General features: G+C 43.0%; 20 protein-coding genes. 15 read left to right on the top strand and 5 right to left on the bottom strand.

The genetic code is table 11. From position 1 onward, the window contains the following. Positions 1–14 precede the first annotated feature (14 nt). The 3 genes from AOT11_RS01225 to AOT11_RS01215 form a co-directional block, all read right to left on the bottom strand. Positions 15–1,412 carry a Y-family DNA polymerase gene (locus AOT11_RS01225; RefSeq protein WP_026060838.1) on the bottom strand — a complete coding sequence of 466 codons (1,398 nt, stop codon included), beginning with the start codon at positions 1,410–1,412 and terminating at the stop codon, positions 15–17. A gap of 2 nt (positions 1,413–1,414) precedes the next feature. Further along, positions 1,415–2,098 (bottom strand): translesion DNA synthesis-associated protein ImuA, encoded by a 684-nt coding sequence (gene imuA / locus AOT11_RS01220; protein WP_017422293.1) that lies wholly within the window; start codon positions 2,096–2,098, stop codon positions 1,415–1,417. Between the two features lie 128 nt (positions 2,099–2,226). Continuing rightward, positions 2,227–2,970: a YciK family oxidoreductase gene (locus AOT11_RS01215; protein ID WP_013572058.1), complete on the bottom strand. Its 744-nt coding sequence runs from the start codon at positions 2,968–2,970 to the stop codon at positions 2,227–2,229. 130 nt (positions 2,971–3,100) lie between these two features. On the opposite strand from AOT11_RS01215, the gene sohB reads away from it, so the two are divergent. The 14 genes from sohB (at position 3,101) to AOT11_RS01145 (ending at position 20,684) form a co-directional block, all read left to right on the top strand. Beyond that, on the top strand, positions 3,101–4,162 hold the full coding sequence (sohB, locus tag AOT11_RS01210) for a protease SohB (protein ID WP_017422291.1): 1,062 nt from the start codon (positions 3,101–3,103) through the stop codon (positions 4,160–4,162). Between the two features lie 192 nt (positions 4,163–4,354). Next, positions 4,355–5,035, top strand: coding sequence for a (d)CMP kinase (gene cmk, locus AOT11_RS01205; RefSeq protein WP_011080798.1), 681 nt, complete (start codon positions 4,355–4,357; stop codon positions 5,033–5,035). A gap of 109 nt (positions 5,036–5,144) precedes the next feature. Next, positions 5,145–6,815 carry a 30S ribosomal protein S1 gene (rpsA, locus tag AOT11_RS01200; protein ID WP_017422289.1) on the top strand — a complete coding sequence of 557 codons (1,671 nt, stop codon included), beginning with the start codon at positions 5,145–5,147 and terminating at the stop codon, positions 6,813–6,815. A gap of 250 nt (positions 6,816–7,065) precedes the next feature. Then, on the top strand, positions 7,066–7,347 hold the full coding sequence (gene ihfB, locus AOT11_RS01195) for an integration host factor subunit beta (RefSeq protein WP_008078046.1): 282 nt from the start codon (positions 7,066–7,068) through the stop codon (positions 7,345–7,347). A gap of 138 nt (positions 7,348–7,485) precedes the next feature. Beyond that, on the top strand, positions 7,486–7,752 hold the full coding sequence (locus AOT11_RS01190; RefSeq protein WP_011080795.1) for a LapA family protein: 267 nt from the start codon (positions 7,486–7,488) through the stop codon (positions 7,750–7,752). A gap of 15 nt (positions 7,753–7,767) precedes the next feature. Continuing rightward, positions 7,768–8,937 carry a lipopolysaccharide assembly protein LapB gene (lapB, locus tag AOT11_RS01185; RefSeq protein ID WP_011080794.1) on the top strand — a complete coding sequence of 390 codons (1,170 nt, stop codon included), beginning with the start codon at positions 7,768–7,770 and terminating at the stop codon, positions 8,935–8,937. 84 nt (positions 8,938–9,021) lie between these two features. Continuing rightward, positions 9,022–9,720, top strand: coding sequence for an orotidine-5'-phosphate decarboxylase (gene pyrF, locus AOT11_RS01180; protein WP_017422288.1), 699 nt, complete (start codon positions 9,022–9,024; stop codon positions 9,718–9,720). Between the two features lie 542 nt (positions 9,721–10,262). Further along, positions 10,263–11,285 carry an ABC transporter permease subunit gene (locus tag AOT11_RS01175; RefSeq protein WP_011080792.1) on the top strand — a complete coding sequence of 341 codons (1,023 nt, stop codon included), beginning with the start codon at positions 10,263–10,265 and terminating at the stop codon, positions 11,283–11,285. Continuing rightward, positions 11,285–12,328 (top strand): ABC transporter permease, encoded by a 1,044-nt coding sequence (locus AOT11_RS01170; protein WP_011080791.1) that lies wholly within the window; start codon positions 11,285–11,287, stop codon positions 12,326–12,328. The genes AOT11_RS01175 and AOT11_RS01170 overlap by 1 nt, the downstream gene beginning before the upstream one ends. Before the next feature lie 26 nt (positions 12,329–12,354). Continuing rightward, entirely contained in the window at positions 12,355–14,196 is a 1,842-nt protein-coding gene (locus AOT11_RS01165) for an extracellular solute-binding protein (RefSeq protein ID WP_017422287.1), read from the top strand. Between the two features lie 18 nt (positions 14,197–14,214). After that, a complete protein-coding gene (locus AOT11_RS01160; protein WP_011080789.1) occupies positions 14,215–15,081 on the top strand; it encodes an ABC transporter ATP-binding protein in 867 nt (288 codons plus the stop codon). A 2-nt stretch (positions 15,082–15,083) separates the two neighbouring features. Further along, positions 15,084–15,914 carry an ABC transporter ATP-binding protein gene (locus AOT11_RS01155; RefSeq protein ID WP_011080788.1) on the top strand — a complete coding sequence of 277 codons (831 nt, stop codon included), beginning with the start codon at positions 15,084–15,086 and terminating at the stop codon, positions 15,912–15,914. Positions 15,915–16,143: 229 nt separating this feature from the next. After that, positions 16,144–17,010, top strand: coding sequence for a TonB-dependent receptor (locus AOT11_RS01150; protein WP_026060837.1), 867 nt, complete (start codon positions 16,144–16,146; stop codon positions 17,008–17,010). A 29-nt stretch (positions 17,011–17,039) separates the two neighbouring features. Then, positions 17,040–20,684, top strand: a complete 3,645-nt coding sequence (locus AOT11_RS01145) for a zinc-dependent metalloprotease (RefSeq protein WP_017422285.1) — start codon at positions 17,040–17,042, stop codon at positions 20,682–20,684. 70 nt (positions 20,685–20,754) lie between these two features. On the opposite strand, the gene miaE is transcribed toward AOT11_RS01145, so the two are convergent. Continuing rightward, the gene (gene miaE, locus AOT11_RS01140) at positions 20,755–21,528 is read right to left on the bottom strand and encodes a tRNA isopentenyl-2-thiomethyl-A-37 hydroxylase MiaE (protein WP_017422284.1); all 774 of its coding nucleotides are present in this window, start codon (positions 21,526–21,528) and stop codon (positions 20,755–20,757) included. Between the two features lie 71 nt (positions 21,529–21,599). Then, positions 21,600–22,364: a hypothetical protein gene (locus AOT11_RS01135; RefSeq protein ID WP_011149997.1), complete on the bottom strand. Its 765-nt coding sequence runs from the start codon at positions 22,362–22,364 to the stop codon at positions 21,600–21,602. Positions 22,365–22,700: 336 nt separating this feature from the next. Between AOT11_RS01135 and cysB the strand changes: the two genes are divergently transcribed. After that, positions 22,701–23,675, top strand: coding sequence for an HTH-type transcriptional regulator CysB (gene cysB, locus AOT11_RS01130; RefSeq protein WP_011080770.1), 975 nt, complete (start codon positions 22,701–22,703; stop codon positions 23,673–23,675). The last annotated feature ends 3 nt before the right edge of the window (positions 23,676–23,678 follow it).

Genomic DNA, 23,678 nt, shown 5'->3' with positions numbered 1-23,678 from the left:
ACGACCTTCATTGATTAACAAAATAAACCGTGTAAAAACCACTGCTTTTTTTGATCGCGAAATACCCAAAGCCACTGGCCTTGATCGGTTCTCGCAATGAAATAATCACGCATGATCTCATCGCCATCCCACCAACCACTGACAATACGTTCAGGACCATGTATCAAAGAAACATGATGCTGCAAGGGCGCTGGTGCAGGGAGTAAAAAACTTGGGCGTAGTAGCTGGCATTCAATCTCTTCGCTTGGAGCTTCCGTTAATGTTGATTGGTAACGGGTTGCTTTTTCTGGTCTAGGATCATGATTCAAGCTCAAAGTGGCTATGGAATCTGCGCCTAATTTTGCTTGCAACAGTGAGTACAACTCGAGGCGAGAGAGTTGCCCAGTTCGATGAGAAAAGAGATCCGTTGGGTGAGCGTTGGGCTCTCCTTCCCGGATGACCTCTAGTTGCAGACGTGTAACGGGAGCCTGAAGAACCGTGGATTCTAAAGTTAGAGCGGAGAGCTTTCGCCATTGTTGGCTACGATACTCACCTTGCGCGGAGTGAAGAGAAATAGCCTCGCTTAAGTCATTACGTTGGAATAAGGTGAGTTGCAGCTCATGCGCGGTTTTATTGCGTATGGTGAGGTAGCTCTCTAACTGCCTAAATAGCTTCTCTAGCGGCTTTTCCAGCCATTGGACATTGTCTAACTCAAACAGCAGTTCTAATTCCTGTTTAAAACGAGAAGGTGGATGATAAAAGTCCACTGGGTGCTTGAGTTGGCCAGTTAACTTTCCAATGTAATTAACCAGCTCGATATCGAAACGTCGAGCGAGCTCTTGTAAAGGAAGCGTCAGCAGTGCATCGAATGTATGAATACCAATACGTTGCAGTTTTTCGATAGTGGTGGCTTTCAATTCGCTAAATGTGAGTGGGTGTTTTTTTACTTTTGTGAGTAGATCCGTTTGGTTGTCGCTAATGATCGGATGTCCTGCCTTGGCAAGTAATTTCGCCGATAGGGGAGAAAACCCCGTCGAAGCGTGGTAGCTGACTGCCAGTGTCGCTAGGTGTTCACTGAGAGTGTGCCAGTAATTATCAAGCCCTTGATAGAGATTCAGCATATGGCTGACACGTACCCATATACCACTCGGAGGATCTAACACGAGGTCAGCCGTCATAAAATAGAGCCATTGTGCGATCTCTTTGAGTTTGCGATGTTCCAATTTTTCATCATAAACAATAACTTGTAGCTGGGAGCAAAGTGTGGCGGCACTGGCTAATCCCATACCGACAGCAAGACCCACATCTGAGGCCAAATCGTTTATTTGAACCACTTGGTGTGACTGAGGATGCACCACAGCAAGGGGATGTTGTGTCGCCAGCATAGAGTCTGTTTGCAGTCGAGGAAACGACAGATATAACCATAAGTGCATGTTCACCCCTGCATAACGGCAGGAAAAGGAATGACAGTGTGGTTTGGTATTTGGCTTGCCAGTGTCAGCTGGGGATACTGACGGTGGTAATCAATATCAACCGCTCCTTGTCCCCATCCCCCTCGGCGTTTTAAGAGTTCGACATGTATGCCGTGCTCAGTAGGCGAAAGACGCAAGCTTAAGGACAGTGGTAAAGAAAGGCGATGTGATTGATAAGGGCGGAATATAAACAGTACACAACCCCCTTGCTCGCTGGCCACTTGTAAGCGTTTGACTTGATGAATCTCCATCTCATCTTGCCAAAGGATAACGGTACGACACACTCCGCTTTTTAGGCATTGCTCGGTGGCCCATAATGCTTCTTTGGTTGACACTGAGTGGATCACGAGACAATTGGCTAAGGGAAAATCCATATTACGCCAAAAAGCGGCATTCAAAACGGCAGGGGGATGGATCAGCACGATCAGATCCTGCTGCTGTTTAAGATAATTAGCCAGTAAGCGCAATTCACCGATGCCGAGTGCAGATTCCATTTCCACCACACCATGCTGTGGGAATCCACCACCAAGCAGTTTATCTAACTCATCAATACCAGAAGTTTGGTAACGAGATTCATTAGCGCACCTTGTTGAATTTGCATGCCAAATCAACTGTTGGTTTTTTAAGGTCTGAATGATGTTCTGCATAATAAAATACCTGTATATACATACAGTATATTTAACTGCCAGAAAGGCGCAAGATTTTTATCGTACAGAAAATGAAAAAAGGCAGCGTTTGCTGCCTTTCTAATCAATGGAAGTAGCGAGAATCTGCGCTAGCGCTTTGGTTGTGCGTCAATGCATTGGCCATTCACGTCGGTGGTTGCTGGATCCATTAAATGGAGATAAAGCGGCATCAAATCTGCTGGTGTTTTCAGTGTATTTGCATCTTCACCAGGGTAGGCTTTTTCACGCATTCGTGTGCGTGTGGCACCTGGATTAATGGCATTAACACGAATTGGAGAATTGCTGAATTCGTCGGCTAGGATCTGCATCATACCTTCAACCGCAAATTTAGAAATGGCGTAGGTACCCCAAAATGCGCGGCCAGAATGGCCTACGGTGGATGAGGTGAATATGATGCGACCCGCTTGTGCTTTACGCAGCAATGGCAATAACGCTTGGGTCATCAAAAATTCGGATTTGACATTGATTTGTAAGATGTCATCAAAGTCTTCTTCGCTGATTTGATCGAAAGGACTTAAGGTGCCCAAGACGCCTGCGTTATGCAGTAAACCGTCCAAGCGACCAAATTGGCCCTCAATGGTTTCAGCCATATCGATGTAGTTTTGTTTGGTGGCACCTTTGAGATCAAGAGGGATGATTGCCGCTTGTGGGTAACCAGAGGCTTCTATTTCATCGTAGACGGATTCGAGGTTCTTAACGTTACGGCCTAAGAGAATTACGGTGGCACCATGTTTTGCGTAGGTCAATGCAGCTTGACGACCGATGCCAGCACCAGCACCCGTCACCAGTATAACTTTATCTTTCAGGGCATCTGTAGAGATTGAATAATCCACTGTGCTCAATCCTTATATTTCTATTTGTTCTATCCTGCGTTGCAAAATCAAACAGATATGCAACGGAAAGTCTTGGTAATCGTGACAAGATGGTTACAATACACCAATTCACACTCTAGGGGATATTACATTGGAATTTTTATTAGATTACGGCTTGTTTTTAGCGAAAGTCGTTACCTTTATTGTGGCCGTTGTCGTGTTACTCATACTGGCCAAATCTGTGAGTGGAAAATCTTCCGCAATCAAAGGCGAGTTAGAAATTACTGACTTGTCGGAGTTGCACAAGAGCAATGTTGAACACTTGGAGCATTATCTTCACGATGAGGCTTATCTCAAAGCACGTCATAAAGCTGAGAGGAAGGAAGAAAAAGAGAAAGATAAGCTGCGTGAAAAAGAGATAAAAAAAGCCGCTAAAGAAGGTAAATTGGATCACAAGCGTGAACCACATCTGTTTGTATTGGATTTCAATGGCAGTATCGATGCGAAAGAAGTGAAATCATTACGCGAAGAGATCACCGCCATTCTAGCCGTTGCAGGGGAAGGAGATGAAGTATTGCTGCGTCTAGAATCTGGCGGCGGCATGGTTCACGGTTATGGCTTGGCCTCGTCACAATTGGATCGTATTAAAGCCGCGAGATTACCGCTCACTATTGCGGTTGATAAAGTGGCAGCCAGTGGGGGTTACATGATGGCTTGTGTTGCGGATAAAATTGTTTCTGCCCCTTTTGCCATCGTTGGCTCAATCGGTGTCATTGCCCAGATTCCAAACTTCAACAAGCTATTAAAGAAGCATGATATTGAGTTTGAACAAATGACGGCCGGTGAATACAAACGCACCTTAACCATGTTTGGTGAAAATACCGACAAAGCTCGAGAGAAATTTAAGCAAGAATTGGAAGAAACGCATGATCTGTTTAAAGATTTTATTCGTGAACGTCGCCCTGAATTAGAGCTTGAAAAAGTCGCAACAGGGGAGCACTGGTTTGGAACGCAGGCCCATGCGTTAGGATTAGTGGATGAGATTGCGACTTCCGATGATCTCATTGTCGCGGCATGCAAAGAAAAAACCGTTCTGGCAGTACATTATGTACAAAAGAAAAAACTGGCAGATAAATTAGCCGGTAGCGCGGCACAAGTGGCAGACAGTGTGATTCTTAAACTGGCTGAGCGTGGACAAAAGCCAATCGTTTAATGCGTACGCGCAGGCAGCCATCATTACGGCGAAGGTTTTCACTTTCGCCGTTTTTCATTGTGGTCAATTAGATCGTCAATGTAATCGATTACTTAGGGATTTCTCCTCGCCCCAATTAGCGATTCCCTTTATAATACGCGCCTCTGAAACTGGGTATTAACCCGAGAAAGAAAACAAAAGGTGGAGAAAAACATGTCGTCTCAGACTCCGGTAGTGACCGTAGATGGACCAAGTGGTGCGGGTAAAGGTACCCTTTGCATGCTGCTGTCAAAGAAACTCGGCTTTCAATTATTAGATTCTGGTGCGATCTACCGCGTACTAGCACTGGCTGCTATTCATCATGGCGTAGACACAGAGTCTGAAGATGCATTAGTCCCACTTGCCACTCATTTGGACGTACAGTTTGTTGCTGAAGGCGACTTGGTTAAAGTGATTCTTGAAGGCGAGGATGTCTCTAAAGAATTGCGTAAAGAAGAAACGGGCATGGCGGCTTCAAAAGTGGCAGCATTGCCTCGTGTTCGTGAAGCTTTGCTGCGTCGTCAAAGAGCATTTGAAGCAGCACCTGGCCTGGTGGCCGATGGTCGTGATATGGGAACGGTTGTTTTTCCAAATGCCAAAGCTAAAATCTTTCTTGATGCGAGCGCGGAAGAACGTGCACATCGTCGCCTTAAACAGTTGCAAGATAAAGGGTTAGATGTTAGATTTGACGACCTTTTAAGCGAGATCCAAGAGCGTGACGATCGCGATCGTAACCGCCCAGTGGCACCATTACGCCCTGCAGAGGATGCGCTTGTGCTAGATTCTACCTCGATGAGTATCGACGAAGTGGTCGAAAAGGCACTACAATATATCGAATCTAAGCTGGCTGAGTAATTTCACTCAGGCAGGTAAGAACGTCGATCGCAAGGATGATGATTGGCGAATTTAATAACCCCATGCGGTAGGATACCCATGGAAGTTTAATTTTTTGAAGATTAAATAAATGACTGAATCTTTTGCTCAACTCTTTGAAGAGTTTCTAAACGAGACTGAATTCCAACAAGGTACTATCGTTAAAGGTACTGTAGTAGCTATCGAAAACGGCTACGTTCTTGTTGACGCTGGTCTTAAGTCTGAGTCTGCAATTCCTGCTGAACAGTTCAAGAACGCTGCTGGCGAACTTGAAGTTGAAGTTGGTTCTGAAGTAGACGTTGCTCTGGACGCTGTAGAAGACGGTTTCGGTGAAACTCAACTTTCTCGTGAGAAAGCGAAGCGTCACGAAGCTTGGATCGTTCTTGAGAAAGCTTACGAAGAAGCTGCAACTGTTGTTGGTATCATCAACGGTAAAGTTAAAGGCGGTTTCACTGTTGAACTAAACGGTATCCGTGCTTTCCTTCCAGGTTCTCTAGTAGACGTACGTCCTATCCGTGACACTGCTCACCTAGAAAACAAAGAGCTAGAGTTCAAAGTAATCAAGCTTGACCAGAAGCGTAACAACGTAGTTGTATCTCGCCGCGCAGTTATCGAATCTGAAAGCACAGTAGAACGTGACGAGCTTCTAGAAACTCTACAAGAAGGTTCTGAAGTTAAAGGTATCGTTAAGAACCTAACTGACTACGGTGCGTTCGTAGATCTAGGTGGCGTTGACGGTCTTCTACACATCACTGATATGGCGTGGAAGCGTGTTAAGCACCCATCTGAAATCGTTAACGTTGGTGACGAGATCCTAGTTAAAGTTCTTAAGTTCGATCGTGACCGCACTCGCGTTTCACTAGGTCTTAAGCAGCTAGGTGAAGATCCATGGGTAGCAATCGCTAAGCGTTACCCAGAAGGTCACAAACTATCTGGTCGCGTAACTAACCTAACTGACTACGGCTGTTTCGTTGAAATCGAAGAAGGCGTTGAAGGTCTAGTACACGTTTCTGAAATGGATTGGACTAACAAGAACATCCACCCATCTAAAGTTGTTAATGTTGGCGACGAAGTTGAGGTTATGGTTCTTGAAATCGACGAAGAACGTCGTCGTATCTCTCTAGGTCTGAAACAGTGTAAAGCTAACCCATGGCAGTCATTCGCTGAAGCTCAAGCTAAAGGCGATAAAGTAACTGGTAAGATCAAGTCAATCACTGACTTCGGTATCTTCATCGGTCTAGACGGTGGTATCGACGGTCTTGTTCACCTATCTGACATTTCTTGGAACGTAGCTGGCGAAGAAGCGGTTCGCGAATTCAAGAAAGGCGACGAAATCTCTGCAGTAGTTCTAGCAGTAGACGCAGAGCGTGAGCGTATCTCTCTAGGCATCAAGCAAATGGAAAACGACCCATTCAATGCTTACGTTGCTGACAACAAGAAAGGTGCTCTAGTTAACGGTACTGTAACTGCAGTTGACGCTAAAGGCGCAACTATCGAGCTAGAAGATGGCGTAGAAGGTTACATCCGCGCGTCTGAAGTTTCACGTGATCGCGTTGAAGACGCAACACTGATCCTAAGCGTTGGTGACAAAGTTGAAGCGAAATTTACTGGTGTTGACCGTAAGAACCGCGTAATCAACCTTTCAATCAAAGCGAAAGACGAAGCTGAAGAGCAAGAAGCAATGGCAAGCATCAACAAAGCAGACGATGCTGCGTTTGGTAATGCTATGGCTGACGCTTTCAAAGCAGCTAAAGGCGAATAATAGACGTCTTAAAAAAGGAGCCGAAAGGCTCCTTTTTTTTACACGAAAGTCTGCTATAAGTTTTAATGGTGACTGTAGTAGTAATTTCACTGAATATTGCCGCCTAGCTTTTGGCTGGGGCTTAAATGAAATTTCCCCAAAAGGATTACATCCAAGTAGCGGATTTTTCACTACAATTTGTAGCAAGTATTTGGTGTAATTGATATTACTTACTATAATAAGTGATAAAAATGACTCGAAGAGGGAAACTATGACTAAGTCTGAACTGATTGAAAGACTCTGCGCTGAACAGACACATCTTTCAGCCAAAGAGATAGAAGATGCTGTCAAAGATATTTTGGAGCATATGGCTTCAACCTTAGAAAGCGGTGATCGTATCGAGATTCGTGGTTTCGGTAGTTTCTCGCTTCATTTCCGTGAACCGCGTGTTGGTCGTAATCCAAAGACTGGCGATAAAGTGGAACTAGAAGGTAAATACGTACCGCACTTCAAGCCAGGTAAAGAGTTGCGCGAGCGCGTAAACATTGGCTGATTTACATAAATCGTGATTTAAAAGCGGCATACCTAGAGTATGCCGCTTTTTTATCGTCAGATAATTGTTATTATCCGTGGTCGGCAGGTGGGTTTTCCTGCATAATTGTATCGGCTGATATCTTCAAGGTGATGACAGATGAAAATTATAAAAATCATTGCTGTAATAGCTCTCTTTCTTATTGCACTGGCGTTAGGTTCTCAGAATCAAGAAGTTGTTACTTTCAACTACTTACTGGCAAAAGGGGATTTTCATTTGTCCACTTTGCTGGGTGGTGTGTTTGTCGCAGGCTTTGCATTGGCGTGGGCTATTTTTGCTAGCTTGCAGTTTAAGATGCGATTAAAAATCAGAAAGCTAAACAAACAGATCAAAAAGCAAAGCACACAGGTCGAAAAACAAGCGTAAGGGCGAATCGGTTTAATGCTTGAATTACTCTTCTTGTTACTTCCTATTGCCGCTGCGTATGGTTGGTATATGGGCCATCGCAGCGCACAGGATGACAAGCAGAAGCACTCCAATCAGATCTCTCAACAATATGTGACGGGGCTGAACTTACTGCTGTCTGATCAATCGGACAAAGCGGTAGATCACTTTATTGAGTTGCTTCAAGTCGATAACGACACGATTGATACTCATCTGGCGTTAGGAAATCTCTTCCGTTCTAGAGGGGAAGTTGATCGTGCCATTCGTATACATCAAAATTTGATTTCTCGTTCCGGCTTGACCATTGAACAAAAAAACATCGCGCTACAACAATTGGCGAAAGACTATATGGTGTCGGGTTTTCTGGACCGCGCGGAAAAAATATTCGAGCAGTTAGTTGAAGAGCCAGAACATCGTGATGCTGCTTTACAGCAATTAGTCTTAATCTATCAGCAGACACGAGAGTGGGACAAAGCGATTCACTATGCCCACCTTTTAGTGAAGACTGGAAAAAAATCGATCAGAAAAAACATCGCCCATTATTGGTGTGAGCTAGCGATGTTAGAACAAGCGGATGGCAATAAAACCAAGTCCATCAGCCATTTCAAAAAAGCACTGCAAGAAGATCCTAAATGTGTGAGAGCATCGATTTCTCTTGGGCGTATTTACCTCGAGATGGAAGAATATCGCAAGACGATCGAGTATCTAGAACATGTTCTAGAACAAGATGCGGATTTCGTTAGTGAAGCGTTGCCTATTCTTGCTGAGTGTTACCACCATCTAGGCCAAGAAGATCAACTTGTCGAATTTCTGCGCGCGTGTATTAGTAAAAAAGCAGGTGTGTCTGCTGAGCTAATGCTGGCCCAACTGGTTGCACATCACGAAAGTGTTGGTGCTGCCCAAGAGTTGTTAACAAGGCAATTAATTAAAAACCCGACGATGAAAGGTTTTTATCGATTGATGGACTATCATCTTGCAGAAGCGGAAGATGGAAGGGCCAAAGAAAGCTTAACAACGCTGCAGGCAATGGTCGGAGAGCAGCTTAAAATTAAGCCTCATTACCGATGTCGCAAATGTGGTTTTTCTACGCATTCCCTTTATTGGCATTGTCCTTCCTGTAAAGGGTGGGGGACGATCAAGCCAATCCGAGGATTGGATGGCGAATAGTTTCAATGCAGCTGACAGAGTTTCTGTTCGCTGCATTTTTTTAACCTTTTATTTAATAAGAACCAAAAACAGTTAGGAGATGAAATGATCGACCAAAAAGTTATTGTCGCACTGGATTACGATAATAAAGCCGATGCACTGGCCTTCGTAGATAGAATTGATCCTGCGTCATGTCGCCTAAAAGTAGGCAAGGAAATGTTTACGCTATTTGGTCCTGATTTCGTACGTGAGCTTCATAAACGTGGTTTTTCTGTCTTTCTAGATCTGAAGTTTCATGATATCCCAAATACATGTTCAAAAGCCGTTCGAGCAGCCGCTGAGTTGGGTGTCTGGATGGTGAATGTACATGCAAGTGGTGGCGAACGGATGATGACAGCATCTCGTGAGATTCTTGAACCTTATGGTAAAGATCGCCCGTTACTGATTGGTGTGACCGTACTTACCAGCATGGAGCAAAGCGATCTAGTAGGCATTGGTTTGAACGTTGCACCACAAGATCACGTGATTCGCTTGGCTACGTTGACGAAGAATTCTGGTTTGGATGGTGTTGTTTGTTCTGCTCAAGAATCCTCGCTTCTGAAGAATGCGCTGGGCAAAGAGTTTAAATTGGTTACGCCGGGTATTCGCCCACTCGGCTCAGAACAAGGTGATCAACGTCGTATCATGACACCACTTGAAGCGGTACAAGCAGGTTCTGATTATCTTGTTATCGGACGGCCAATTACGCAGGCAGTAGATCCTGCGGCAGTCTTGCAAGCTATAAATACAAGCCTAACCAAATAGCTTGAGCTCATAGATTGATACTTATGCTGTTTTTATTGTGATTCTTGTCGCAAAATAAATGGCGCGTTATGAAAATATTTATATTGAATTTTTATGCACTCTTTTTGACTATCAAAGAGTGCATTTTTATTTGGTAGGGCAAGTAAAATCAAATGAATTTTGGATTGTTGAGTTTTCTATTGGTTCGGTGAATGGGTTTGTTATGCGGTAAAGTGAATGGGAGTCGACTATCTATGCATGTTTGGAGCCGTAACGCGCTCTATATTAGAAAAGCCGAATTTGATATCACCCTAACATTTGGTTTTTAATTGATGCTTGTGTGTTAATTATTCGTAATCATAACCACACTTTCATACGTTTTACCGTGTGATTGACTAAAAAATATATGTAAGACTGAACGTTCAAATGTTGCGGATTGTAACTGAGAACGTACTTATTGATACTTTTGTGATTATATATCATCAAAAATTATCGTTTGGCCGCAACAAGGTCGTTGTGGTCTTAAGACAATCAATTTGTCACAGCATGGAGTTAGAGCGTAGGTGTTATCTTATATCCTCAGACGTATGGCGTTAATCGTGCCGACGTTTCTTGGCATTACCATCTTAATTTTTGCCATTACCCGTTTTGTGCCTGGTGGCCCTGTAGAGCGTATGCTGGCAAGTATGCATTCTGGCAGTGATAGCGCTACGGTCAGTGTCGCTGGCAACAATTCTGCCCTTTCCGAAGATCAAATGGCAGAGCTAAACGCTTTCTACGGTTTAGATAAACCGGTTGTTGAAGCTTATTGGGATTGGTTGACTCGTCTTCTTGTCTTAGATTTTGGTGAATCCACGCGCTATTATGAGCCTGTTGGGACTATGATCGCCGAGCGTCTTCCTGTTTCCTTATTTTATGGTGGCATGACGTTTTTTATCAGTTATTTTATTTCCATACCCTTAGGTTATTACAAAGCTATAAAGCACGGTTCTGTTTTTGACTCAGCATCATCGATAATGATTTTTGTTGGTTATGCTTTGCCTGGTTATGTTGTTGGCGTATTTTTGATCACCGTTTTCGCCTATAACCTTGAATGGTTTCCTATGGGTGGTTTTGTCGGCGATGACTTTGATGACTATGAAACCTTCTGGCTTCAATTTAAAGATATTATGTGGCACGCAGTCTTGCCGCTTATTTGTTATTTGATTGGCGACTTTGCAACGTTAACAATGACGATGAAGAATAGTTTAATGGAAAACCTTTCTTCAGATTATATCCGTACCGCGATTTCTAAAGGGCTGCCTTTTAAAAAAGCAGTTAAAAAGCATGCTTTGCAAAATAGCTTAATTCCAATCGCAAGTCATTTTGGTAATTCTCTATTGTTCTTTATGACAGGTTCATTTTTGATCGAAGTTATTTTTAATATTGATGGTATAGGGCTTCTTGGTTACGAATCTATTATTGAGCGTGATTACCCCGTTGTAATGGGTATTGTTGCTATTAATGCTGTTATGTTGATGGTGGGCAATATTCTTTCAGATCTTTGTGTGGCATTAACTGACCCACGAGTAAGGTTTGGTGCCTGATGTTTACTGTAAGTCCATTAACTCAAAAGAAAATTAAGGCATTCAAGAATATTAAACGTGGCTATTGGTCATTTATTGTTCTCGCGACTTTACTGGTTCTGTCTCTATTCGCTGAGTTATTAGTTAATAGCAAAGCTTTAATCGTAAAGTACCAAGGGGATTGGTTTTTCCCAGTGATTAGTGATGTGCGCTCAGGAACAGATTTCGGTTTGGATTATGCTAGTGAAGCAGATTATCGAGTGCTGCAGAAAAAGTTTGCCCAAGCGGATGAAGGCAACTTTGTACTCATGCCAATCGTTCCTTGGAATCCATACGAACAAGATTTCTCGGGTGACTTTCCTCCAACAGCGCCCAATGCAGAGACGAAGCATTATCTAGGAACTGATGTCATTGGACGAGATATTTTGGCGCGCTTGGTGTATGGCTTCAGAACTGCGATGGGATTTGCGCTGGTTACGATGGCGATATCCTATGCAATTGGCACCGTAGTCGGTTGTGCAATGGGATTCTTTGGTGGCAAGTTTGATCTGTTCGTCCAAAGGCTGATTGAAATATGGTCTATGGTGCCGTTCCTCTATGTCATTATGATTCTCGTTTCTATCACCCAACCAACCTTCGCGTTATTTGTCGCTATAAACGTGTTATTTGGCTGGATGGGGATGACTTGGTACATGCGCACCATGACATATAAAGAATCTGCTCGAGAGTATGTGATGGCTGCGAAAGCGCTAGGTGCCTCGACCATGCGAATTCTATTGCACCATATTTTGCCGAATACAATGGTGATGATAGTAACCCTAGCTCCATTCACTATTGCGGGTAACATTACAGCGCTAACCGCTTTGGACTATTTAGGGCTAGGCCTAATGCCACCAACGCCAAGTTGGGGTGAATTATTACAACAAGGTAAATCGAACTTAGACTCTCCTTGGATCGTGTCATCTGTCGTTACGTCTATCGTAGCGGTATTAGTTATGGTGACTTTTATTGGTGAAGCGATCCGCGCAGCCTTTGATCCAAAGAAATTTACTCGATACGTATAAGTATCAGTTTCAAGGAAGATACACAGATGCAATACACAAAAGTAAGTCTCGCTACATTAGCTGCTTTGTCTGCTTTTAGTTTTCAGACATTCGCACAATCTCTGCCTAGTGACCTTAATTGGTTAACGAATAAAAACGAGCCGCTATTTGCTTCAGAAGAAGCCAAACGTGGCGGTACGCTAACGACCTATATGGTGAGTTTCCCTCAGACACTGAGAAGTGTTGGTCCTGATGCCAACTCTGGTTTACGCCATTACTTTATGGATGGCGCGCCAAAACTCGCGCAGCGCCACCCTAATACAGGTAAGTGGATTCCTCAATTAGCAGACTCTTGGGCTTTTGATGCGGACAACAAAACTGTCTACTTTAAGCTGGATAAGAACGCAAAGTGGTCTGATGGTGAAGGTGTTACCGCCGACGATTATGTGTTTATGATGAAGTATTATCAGTCAAAGGACATCATCGACCCTTGGTATAACGATTTCTTCACCAACAGCATAAAAGAAGTCGTCAAGTATGACGACTACACCATTGCTATCAAAACGGCCACTGCGCAGAGTGATGATGCCTTGATGGTGCTGATCAACATGCCAAGTAATGGTGTACAGCCCCGTCCGGAGCACTTCTTTAAAGGCACTAAAGACGACAATAAAGATGGTATGCCAGACAACTTTGTTCGTGCATTTAACTTTAAGGCAGAACCCACTACAGCAGCTTATTACATGGAAAATGTAGAAAAAGGCAAACGCGTTACTTTTAAGCACGTTGGCGAGGATTGGTGGGGCTACAGTAATCGCTACTACCAAAACCGTTACAATGTTGACAAAGTTCGCATTAATGTCATTCGTGATCAAGATATTGCCTTGAAACATTTCGAAAAAGGCAGTCTTGATTTCTTCGATATGATTCTACCGGAGTATTGGCACAGCAAAGCCGATTCTGAAGGCTTTGAGAAAGGGTATATCCAGAAATTTTGGGGTTATAACCAAGCTCCACAGGGCGCTGGTGGTTTGTGGATGAATACTGCTATGCCGCTACTGGATGACATCAATGTTCGTAAGGGGATCATGCTTTCAACAGACTATGACGGTATGATCACGAACATCATGCGTGGCGATTATTCACGTAAGCCTCATGGTCTTGGTTTCGGTCACGGACAATATGACAAGCCAGACAATAAAGCGCCTGAATTTGATGCAGAAAAAGCCATCGCTTATTTTGAGAAAGCAGGCTTCGACAAAATCGGTGCTGATGGTATTCGCGTGAATGAAAAAGGGCAAAGATTGTCTTTTGCCATTACTTACGGCTACCAATCGTGGACTCCTCGAATCGCCTTCTTAAAAGAGCAAGCTAAACTCGCTGGCTTAGAGTTTACTTTGAACCTGGTGGATGGCTCTTCAGCGTTTAAATACATCCTTGAAAAGAAACATCAACTGGCATTTCTAAATATGGGCTCAGGTGAAATCCCTGCATATTGGGAGTATTTGCATTCAGACAACGCCAATAAACCTCAAACCAACGCTCATACCAATTACAGCAGTCCTGAGTTAGATAAGTTGATCGAAGCATACGATGCTGAATTTGACCAAGAGAAGCGTTTCGCACTTTCTCACCAAATTCAAGAGTATGTAGCAGACGCCAATATTATTGTCCCTGGTTATATGGTTCCTTACACCCGCGCAGTTCATTGGCGTTGGTTGAAAACACCTCAAACAGCAATGACTAAGGCGACAGAAAACATCTTCCACCCAATGGATATCGGCAATTTCTGGATCGACAAAGAGCTCAAAAAGGAAACTGAGAAAGCGATGAAGTCAGGTAAGACATTCCCGAAAGTTGCCGTTGTTGATGACAGATACAAGATGTAATTAAGTAGGATCAGGAAGATGAACAGTGAAGTAGTTCTAAGCGTTAAAAACTTAGAGACTGAGTTTCAAACGGATGATGGTGCTGTACAAGTACTCCATGGTGTCAGTTTTGATGTAAAAAAAGGACGTACACTAGGTTTGGTTGGCGAATCTGGATGTGGAAAAAGTGTCACGTCCATGTCTATCATGGGCTTGTTGCCTAAGCCGTACGGACGAGTTATTGGTGGCGAAATCCTCTATCGAGGCAAAGATCTCGTCACTCTTCCTGCGGATGAAATGTATGCCATGCGCGGAGATCGTATTTCGATCATCTTCCAAGATCCTATGACAGCACTCAATCCTGTCCATACGGTAGGTAAGCAGCTTATGGAAGTATTGAAGCTTCATCGACCTGATTTGGATAGAAAAGCCCGTCGTGAACAGGCGTTGGAAATGTTGAAAAAAGTTCGCATCCCAATGCCTGAAAAGCGTTTAGATGAGTACCCACATAATCTATCTGGTGGTATGAGACAGCGAGTCATGATTGCAATGGCGTTGGCTTGCAAGCCTGAGATTCTGATTTGCGACGAACCCACAACCGCTCTAGATGTTACCGTTCAGGCCTCAATATTGGAGTTAATTAATGAACTGCAAGAAGAGACAGGCATGGCGGTTATCTTTATTACCCATGACCTCGGTGTCGTAGCAGAGATATGTGATGATGTAGCGGTCATGTATGGCGGCAAGATAGTCGAATATGCCGATGTTTTTGAATTGTTTGATGCCCCTAAACACCCTTATACAGAGCGATTAATGGGATTGATGCCAAGTTTAGAGCATGAACCTAAACAATTGATCGAAATTAAGCCAATTGACGTTTCAAAATTTCCTGAATTTCGAGGTTAATTATGGATGAGATACTGAGAATCGAAGGATTGAAGCAGCACTTTGTTTCCGGGAAAAAACTTTTTTCCAAGGGATATACTGTAAAAGCCGTTGATGGTGTTTCCTTAACAGTGAAACGAGGAGAAACGTTAGGTCTGGTGGGTGAGTCGGGGTGTGGGAAAAGTACGCTTGGTCGCACTATTCTCAAGCTATTTGAGCCAACCGACGGAAAGATCTTCTTTGAAGGACGTGATATTACGAAACTCTCTGCAAAAGAGATGCGCCCTTTGCGTAAAGAGATGCAAATTGTCTTTCAAGATCCACTTGAATCGTTAAATCAGCGACATACGATTGGTATGATTTTGGAAGAGCCTTTCATTATTCACAAAGTAGGAACGCAGCAAGAAAGAAAGCAATGGGTATTGGAGTTACTCGAGAAGGTGGGACTCCCTGCGAACGCGATCAATCGGTATCCACATGAATTCTCCGGTGGACAGCGTCAACGTATTGGTATCGCAAGAGCGATTGCATTAAAACCAAAGCTGCTTATCTGCGATGAATCGGTTTCAGCGCTCGATGTCTCTGTCCAAGCACAAATCATTAACTTGCTTTTAAAATTACAGCAAGAAATGAATTTAGCCATTATCTTTATTTCACATGATTTATCAGTAGTGAGACAAGTGTCAGATAATGTTGCAGTGATGTATTTTGGTGAAATAGTGGAATATGGTAAATCAGTAGAGCTATACAATAATCCACAAAATGACTACACAAAAAAATTACTTTCGGCGATACCAATAACGCATCCAAAATACAGAGTTAAAAAAAGAGAAGTGACTCGAAAAATATCATAATTTGTTACATATAGGAAAAGTGAATTTTTTAGAATTTAATATTATTTTCCATAAAGTAGCACAAGCGTTAAATTGAAAAATAAATATGGATTTAACCGTAAAGAGAACTCTTTACGGTTAATAGGCTTATCGGAACAATTTGTTACGAAGGACACGTGCAAATGTAATTCGGTAAACCGTTTAACTTAAGTTTATTCAAATAAACTTAAATCTCATGGAAGTTAACAATATGCAGCACACAACAAAGTGGAAGATAACGCCGCTCGCTATTCTATTAGGTGCATTATTTTCTTCTTCTATATATGCAGAAGAAAATAGTCAAACTAATGGCGAAAGCAACACGGAATCGACCTCAGAAGCACAGTCTTCGTGTATTTGGTGTAATGTCAGCGGTTCAGCTTCACTTGCCTATGACAGTAATCTATACGACACGAATGATTATCGCTCGGTTAGAAACTTTTCATGGAATGGAACTCTTAACTACAAGTTATCAGATAAGACGGGGCTATATTTTTCTACAGGTGGCTATAGAGCCTTAGAAGATAAAGTCGGTACTTATGCAACAGACTCTGTTTTTGGAGCAAGTTACTCCAATATCTACGAGTTTGGTGAGACAGGTAAGATAGGGTTAAGTGGCCAGCTAACCATTCCTACGTCAGAAATATCACAAGACACCAAGCTATATACAGCGATTCGGATATCAACCCCAATTCGTTTTCAAATGCTAGGCGGAAATTATTCCGTTACGCCTAGAGTGAGAAAAAACTTTTACAAATATGAAACCATGAATGGCCGAGTTTTAACCGAATGGGTTTACTCCATATCTGTAGGCGGTAGTTATAGTTTTGATGATCTAACGATTGGAGCTTCGGCTTTAGGCGGTAATGGCATGAGTTACAAAGGAATTCGCAGTCGTCAGTTTACTTATGGGGCGTCAGCATATGCCTCATATGGGATTACGGATAACTGGTCTACGTCATTCACGGTCTCAACGGCAGGTTTCTATTCAGACGCAGAGCGAGGAACGCTAGGCAATATCGATTTGTTCGATACTGATAAAGCGACCTATATTGCACAACTAACGTTCTCTTTCTAGGGAAAAAAATATTATAACAGGACGATAATATGCATTTTAAAAAAGTAGCATTAGCGTCTGCAATAACAGCTATTTTAGCCGGCTGTGGCGCAGATGACCAAGCATATGACACACTAAGCAAACCAGAAAATTCGTTTGAAAAAACGAATGTAAAAACAGACCAAGTTTATCTTTATATGCCATCTATGGCGAATGCTCCTAAGTTTGCAGGCTCAATGGCCCCGTTTATGCAGGGACAAGAAAAGCTTGTAACTCTGGCGTTTGAAGCGAGCCAGGATAACTCGGGATCTGGTGAGTTGAAGGTACGAATGATTAGCCCTGATGTTATTAGCCAGGGAGAAATTGATAAAGGTCAATTAGGACGTTGGATCAATAATCCAGACGACACAAGTCTAGTTCTTTCCATTCCAGTTGACTACGTAGACTACCAATGTCGTGAAAATGACTACGGGGAGTGTACGAATAAAGAAGAAAAAGTAGATAACAATGAAGTGCGTTGGCAAGACCGCCGCTTTTTTGAACCTAGCTTTGATGATGTAAAAGTTGCTGAAGCAACATGGAACCAGTTATTCACATTCGCAAGTGGATGCTATACGAAAGTGGGTAGCCCTCGAGTTGCTGCAAACGCCAACACGGGTTGGAAAGGATACGAAGTTACAGCCGATGGCGTAATTAACTTTGAAGTTAAACAAGATTATCGTATCGCAAACAACTGGCGCTGCATGATTAACTCCCTAAGTAGTAACGGCTTTGACATGGATAAGTTGTCGTTTACGGCATCTCAATTCTATTCTCTTGTGCCTCTCGACCTTGTTCGCTCTTCATCGACAGAATATGAACCAGTGATGTATCTGAAAGGTGATGAGGATACTTTTGGCTTCTTTGCTAATGAAGTAGGCCGTCCTGATCCATCGTATGTAGATGGACAATTTGATCAGAAGTTTAGCTATCTTCACCGTTTTAACCCAAGCCTAGAATTTATTGATTACCATCTTTCGGACAGTTTTGACCAAAACGAAGAAACACGGTTCTTTAAGCAGGTCACGAAAGATGTTATTGACCGAATTAATCCACAGTTAGAGAAAGTGGGTGTTCCCAAAATTCGTCTTCACGAACCTTCCGGTAAGTTGTCAGGTGATTTGAGATACAATGTTATCAACTTGATTGATGAGCCGCTAGACAATGGTTTGGCTGGGTATGGCCCCTCAGCGGTTAACCCGTTGACAGGCGAAATTGTTCACGCACATGTAAACCAGTACTCAGGTGTTTTGCGTTCAATCTCTGATTGGCTATGGGATCGTATTGCTCAAGATTATAACAAAGGGCGAGTTGAATTAGTTGCAAAACCGGATGCGGGTTCTACATCTAACGCGACAAACAGCACTGGAGAATCAACTACATCAAACTCTGTCGCCTCTATTACTGAAGCGTCTCAGTCTACTGAAGTTGTTTCTTTGGGAGATATGGTTGCGTTTGAGCAATCTCCAATGGCGAATGAGTCTATGGCCGATGTCATTGCCGCTGTTAAAGAAGAACTTGAAGCCAATGATGAGAATGTTTCATTTGAAGATTTAAGTGCCATCAAAGAGTTGGAGCGTCGCCTGTGGGCTGAGAACAATATGTACCCAGTTTCAGCGCTTCGATCTGGTGCTACATTGAAGAGTCTGCCAAGTTCTATTGGTGGTATGAGCTTCAACTTCCAAGATGCATCTCTTTGGAGCAATGGTCAAATAGGCGAAGTTGGTAGCCTAAAAGAATGGGCTGATTTGACGGAGAAACAACAAGAAGAGCTGAGTCTGTTCATTGTTGGCGTATTCTATGCGAAAACGCTTGTACATGAGCTAGGCCATAACTTTGGTCTTCGTCACAACTTCAAAGGTAGTAATGATGCTTCAAACTACTTTAAAGATCATGAGCTTGCCGAGCACGGTCTGAAAGTAGTACCTGGGTATTCTTCGATCATGGATTACAACCCATCGCTATTAAATGCACTACCGGTTTTTGGTCCTTATGATTTGGCCGCTTTACGTTTTGGTTATAAGCGTCAAGTTGAAGCTACTGAAACGGTAGTGAATCAAGCAGACAATACCACGAGCGAGCAAACTGTTTATCTCGATGCTGGCCAGTATGATGCGCAGCTTCGCGAGGAGATTCTTGATCCTTACAAGGCTCCTTCGGATCTTCTAAGTGACGGTACAATCAAAGCACTAGTATCGGAAAACCCTGCGATTCCGATGAGAGACTTTGCGTTTTGTACTGACGGAAATGTAAGTTTAAATGATGACTGTAACCGTCATGATGAAGGGCGCAACCGTTCTGAAATTATGTCTTACAAGTTAGAAACTTACGATGACCTGTACTACAAACGTACAGTACGTGGCATGAGAGAGAACTTCTCTGAAGGGACGATGATGAGTTACACAGTTCGTCGAGTTCAAGAGTTCCAAGATTGGCGTAATGCCCTACATGTATACGATCGCTACCGTGAGTTAGTATTCTCTAGCCCTCTTTCACATATCCAAATGCAGGGCTTGCCAAAAGCACAGGAAGCGTTCTGTAGTGACGAAGCAAATGCAACTCGTTGGCCATTTGCCGTTTACTGTGGTGCTCCATTGGCTGTTGATAAAGCGCGTGATCAACTTGTAAACATCCTGATTACTCCAGACCATACGTGTGAGATTGAGAAAGCTGACGGTTCATTTACTTACAAGAAACTTGCAGAGATCATGGGCAATTATTCAATGCGTAATAATTTCCCTATCAACTTTGTCCCGACGACATGTTTTGATGACACTATCAAAGCGTCATTAGCAACAGGGGAAAAAGTTGTAGGTGAGATAGGTAAGTTCCTAAACAGTGGCAAGGCTCCACGTCCTGCTCCAGTAAATAACTACTCTAACTACATCGATTACATCGGTCATTGGCCAGATAAACTAGCGGCATCTGTGGCACTAGTTGATCGTGTTGGTATGCGTCGTTCAACTGATCGCTCTACGACATCACTGTTAGAACTACCAGAAACGACAGGCTTAGCAAATGGATTTTTCCAGTTCTATCCGAAAGGGGATCTCTTGCTAGATACTTTGATTTTGGGTGAAGAGTTTCTTTATCTGAACTTCAAAGATGAACAAGGTAATTACTCTCGACCAAAAGGTGACTTCACTGCAATAACATGGAACGATAAAATCGAAACTATGCCTTATTACGGTAGTTGGAGTGTACGTAATTACTTTGCACTTCCTCGTTTCGAAGAAGTTCCATTGACCAAAGCTATTTTGACGGCAATGGTTTGGCATTCAGCAGGAAATATGGTGGATCAGCGTGATGAAGTATTAGCTCGCAAGATCAGTATGCGAAGTGAACCTGTTGGCTCAATGAGCGATTTACGTACATTTAAACGCTCAAACGGCACTACTTACTACGCTACACCAGAAAACAGCTACGCTTGGAATATGATTGCATTCACGAATGACATTAAAGCGTTGCAAGAAGCTGAAGCAGCCTCTGTTGATTTGACAACGGTGACTTTAGAAGCTGTGGTGCTTGCAGATTATCAAGATGCTGAAAAACGAGCTGAGTTGCTTAAGAAGTATGCCTACCAGTTGAAGTCTCTGGAGAATTTACCAGTATATAACCGTACTAGTTACTTATCTGATGACTTACACGCACACTAATCATTGATAAATAACTCAAAGCCCGCTAACCAGCGGGCTTTTTATCATTTTAATCAATACACAATATTTTTCAGCGAGTAGGCACGCCACTATGAAACTTAAAGTCGTTGTCTTTTGAGCAAATCAGCTGTGCTTCTATTTGGCCAAAATAGGCGACTCGCTCGCTGATGTCTTTGCCAGCGATCTGCTCTGCGAGGGTGAGGTAATCTTGGTAATGCCGTGCTTCTGAGCGCAGCAGAGAAACGTAGAACTTGGCAATGTCATCGTCCATGTGAGGAGCGAGCTTTGCAAACCGCTCACAAGATCGTGCCTCGATATACCCTCCGACAATAAGCTTATCGATCAGTGTCTCAGGCTCATGTGTCTTCATGTGTGAGAGCAAACCTTTTGCGTAGCGGCTTGCGGTCACGTTTTCGTATTCAATCCCTCTGGAACACATGATTTCCAGAACTTGGTAAAAGTGGTGTAACTCTTCTTTAATGAGTAAGACCATTTTATCAATGAGCTCTTGGCTATAAGGTGAGTCTGACTTAGCCATAATGGCTTTAGAAAAGTTACTTTTGCCCTTTAGTGTCTCAATGGAGCCAATTCCACGATAGGCAAAATCTTCGTATGGCTTAAACCAATCGAGTAGGGTATGCGAGCTTTCTTTATCCACCGCATATTTACGGATCAAATACATCGCTGATTGCCCAGCTTTCAGCTCGCAAAGCAAATGATCTATCAAGATGGTGGGAAGATTTTCAGGCTTTTTGGCCTCTTCGACCCATTCACTAGGTGTTTCACATTGTAGAAAATGGTTAATGGGGCCAAGCAGATCTTGGTACGCTTCGAGAGATATCATAAATCAGTTTAACTAGTGATGAAAAAAGGCCGCGTTTGCGACCTTTACAAAGAGAATCGTAGTGGTAAATCTTACCACTTTTTCTTATCACCGAAGAGTGCATCCATGTCGTTGTTACGCTCTTTTTCTTCCATTTGCTGCAGTTCTACCGCGTTTTTATCTGAACGCTTCTTATCAACCTCATTAAGCATTGTTTCTAGCTTTTCTTTGGCTTGGACTGAGTAAGCATCGTTTTTTGTGCTCAGTACATCAATACCTTTACGAAGCAATTGAACCGCGGTGCCTGCTTGACCGCGAGCAATAGAATCATGCGCACGCTTGATGACGTTTTCAATGTTAATTCGAATCTGCATAGTCTCAAGGCGAGCATTTTCTTCAACGTAAGCTTGAGTATCAAAGCGACCTTTGTTGTGCTCGTTACGAATGGTGTCTCTCAGGCGTTTGACAAGTTTCAGCATCACAATCGCTTGCTTATCACTGTTCGGAACTTTAAAGGCTGTGCTTTCACCACCTTGGTAATTGTTTTTAAGGTGTTCGATTTGCTGCTTCATGGCTTCGACCCGTTGAGCAAGTTGCTTGCTCTTGGGATCAAGTGCCGCCATATTTTCTAAAGCATCTAGGATACGGTTATTTAAGCAGACGAGTAGGTCTTTACTGTAGGGGATATGGTGAGCGTGTCCGATCAACTCCTCTGTTGCATCTATAACGGCAACATAACGCGCTGACTCCTGTCTTTTCGCGGTTTCTGCCTTTACTTTGTACTGCAACATAACGTTGTAACCAATAACAAGTACAAGTAAAACGGCGACCAGAGCGATGATTAAACCAATATTCATATCTGTTTTGTCTGCTTTATTTATTAACGGCTAACGAGTAAGGATACACGATTCCTTTAATGACATGCACCTATTAATCATATTCTTAGTGATTATTGCTGTTATTTAAAGCTTTAATAATCAAAAGTTGCTAATCCGATTGAAGAATGAGGTATGCATTACAAAAACCATCGTTGATGAGATCTCCAGTTAAGTAATGACAGAGAAAACTATCAATTTCGCTGTTCATTTTTAACGTTACACGTTATAACTAATAATTATATTTGAGAACTTAGTATGCGCAAGTTCTGCTCAAATGAGTGAGATTTGTTATTAGTAACGGATTACGGGGCCAGTATGAAACTGCAACAACTGAAGTACATTGTTGAAGTCGTTAATCACAATCTAAATGTCTCGGCGACCGCCGAAAGCTTGTATACCTCTCAGCCAGGGATCAGTAAGCAAGTCAGGCTTTTAGAAGATGAGTTAGGCATTCAGATATTTGAACGAAGTGGTAAACACCTCACTCAAGTGACTCGAGCTGGGGAAGATATCGTGCGAATTTCGCAAGAAATTTTAGCTCGAGTTGAGAGTATTAAAGCTGTGGCAGGTGAGCATACTCATCCTGAGATGGGCACACTGAACATTTCTACCACCCATACACAGGCTCGTTATGCTTTACCGGATGTCATTAAAGGGTTTGTAAAGCGTTACCCGAAGGTCTCCTTGCACATGCACCAAGGGACGCCAAGTCAAATGTCCGAAGCGATTGCAAAAGGCACGGCGAATTTTGCGATTGCGACAGAAGCTCTGCATTTGTACCAAGATGCGATTATGTTGCCTTGTTACCACTGGAATCGTTCGATTGTTGTACCTAAAGAGCATCCATTGGCTAAGAAGGAAAAAGTGACTATTCAAGATTTGGCTTCTTATCCATTAGTGACTTATGTGTTTGGTTTTACCGGTCGCTCGGAGCTTGACACCGCATTTAATAGAGTAGGATTAACGCCGCGAGTAGTGTTTACTGCAACCGACGCTGATGTTATCAAAACTTATGTACGTATGGGGATTGGTGTGGGTGTGATTGCCAGCATGGCGGTAGATAAAGAGCAGGATAAAGATCTGGTATCGATCGATGCGAGCCACTTATTTGGCGCAAGTACCACCAGTATCGGCTTCCGACGAGGTACGTTCCTACGTTCATATATGTTTGATTTTATGGAAAGATTTGCCCCTCATTTGACAAGACCAGTAGTAGAACAAGCGATCTCGTTGAAATCAAATGCTGAGATTGATGAAATGTTTAAAGACATCGTTCTTCCCGTTCGTTAAAGC

Origin of the sequence: Vibrio vulnificus NBRC 15645 = ATCC 27562 (assembly GCF_002224265.1) — a bacterium.
Classification (GTDB): domain Bacteria; phylum Pseudomonadota; class Gammaproteobacteria; order Enterobacterales; family Vibrionaceae; genus Vibrio; species Vibrio vulnificus.
The sequence above is the reverse complement of the archived record's forward strand: the minus strand, read 5'-3'. Positions and strand labels throughout refer to the sequence as shown.

Excerpts from the sequence above, each read along its gene's own strand:
- miaE (WP_017422284.1), bottom strand. The coding sequence starts at position 21,528 with ATGATATCTCTCGAAGCGTACCAAGATCTGCTTGGCCCCATTAACCAT.
- AOT11_RS01165 (WP_017422287.1), top strand. The coding sequence starts at position 12,355 with ATGCAATACACAAAAGTAAGTCTCGCTACATTAGCTGCTTTGTCTGCT.
- AOT11_RS01135 (WP_011149997.1), bottom strand. The coding sequence starts at position 22,364 with ATGAATATTGGTTTAATCATCGCTCTGGTCGCCGTTTTACTTGTACTT.
- AOT11_RS01145 (WP_017422285.1), top strand. The coding sequence starts at position 17,040 with ATGCATTTTAAAAAAGTAGCATTAGCGTCTGCAATAACAGCTATTTTA.
- AOT11_RS01170 (WP_011080791.1), top strand. The coding sequence starts at position 11,285 with ATGTTTACTGTAAGTCCATTAACTCAAAAGAAAATTAAGGCATTCAAG.
- AOT11_RS01150 (WP_026060837.1), top strand. The coding sequence starts at position 16,144 with ATGCAGCACACAACAAAGTGGAAGATAACGCCGCTCGCTATTCTATTA.
- cmk (WP_011080798.1), top strand. The coding sequence starts at position 4,355 with ATGTCGTCTCAGACTCCGGTAGTGACCGTAGATGGACCAAGTGGTGCG.
- ihfB (WP_008078046.1), top strand. The coding sequence starts at position 7,066 with ATGACTAAGTCTGAACTGATTGAAAGACTCTGCGCTGAACAGACACAT.
- lapB (WP_011080794.1), top strand. The coding sequence starts at position 7,768 with ATGCTTGAATTACTCTTCTTGTTACTTCCTATTGCCGCTGCGTATGGT.
- AOT11_RS01225 (WP_026060838.1), bottom strand. The coding sequence starts at position 1,412 with ATGCACTTATGGTTATATCTGTCGTTTCCTCGACTGCAAACAGACTCT.
- pyrF (WP_017422288.1), top strand. The coding sequence starts at position 9,022 with ATGATCGACCAAAAAGTTATTGTCGCACTGGATTACGATAATAAAGCC.
- cysB (WP_011080770.1), top strand. The coding sequence starts at position 22,701 with ATGAAACTGCAACAACTGAAGTACATTGTTGAAGTCGTTAATCACAAT.
- AOT11_RS01160 (WP_011080789.1), top strand. The coding sequence starts at position 14,215 with ATGAACAGTGAAGTAGTTCTAAGCGTTAAAAACTTAGAGACTGAGTTT.
- AOT11_RS01190 (WP_011080795.1), top strand. The coding sequence starts at position 7,486 with ATGAAAATTATAAAAATCATTGCTGTAATAGCTCTCTTTCTTATTGCA.
- rpsA (WP_017422289.1), top strand. The coding sequence starts at position 5,145 with ATGACTGAATCTTTTGCTCAACTCTTTGAAGAGTTTCTAAACGAGACT.
- imuA (WP_017422293.1), bottom strand. The coding sequence starts at position 2,098 with ATGCAGAACATCATTCAGACCTTAAAAAACCAACAGTTGATTTGGCAT.
- AOT11_RS01155 (WP_011080788.1), top strand. The coding sequence starts at position 15,084 with ATGGATGAGATACTGAGAATCGAAGGATTGAAGCAGCACTTTGTTTCC.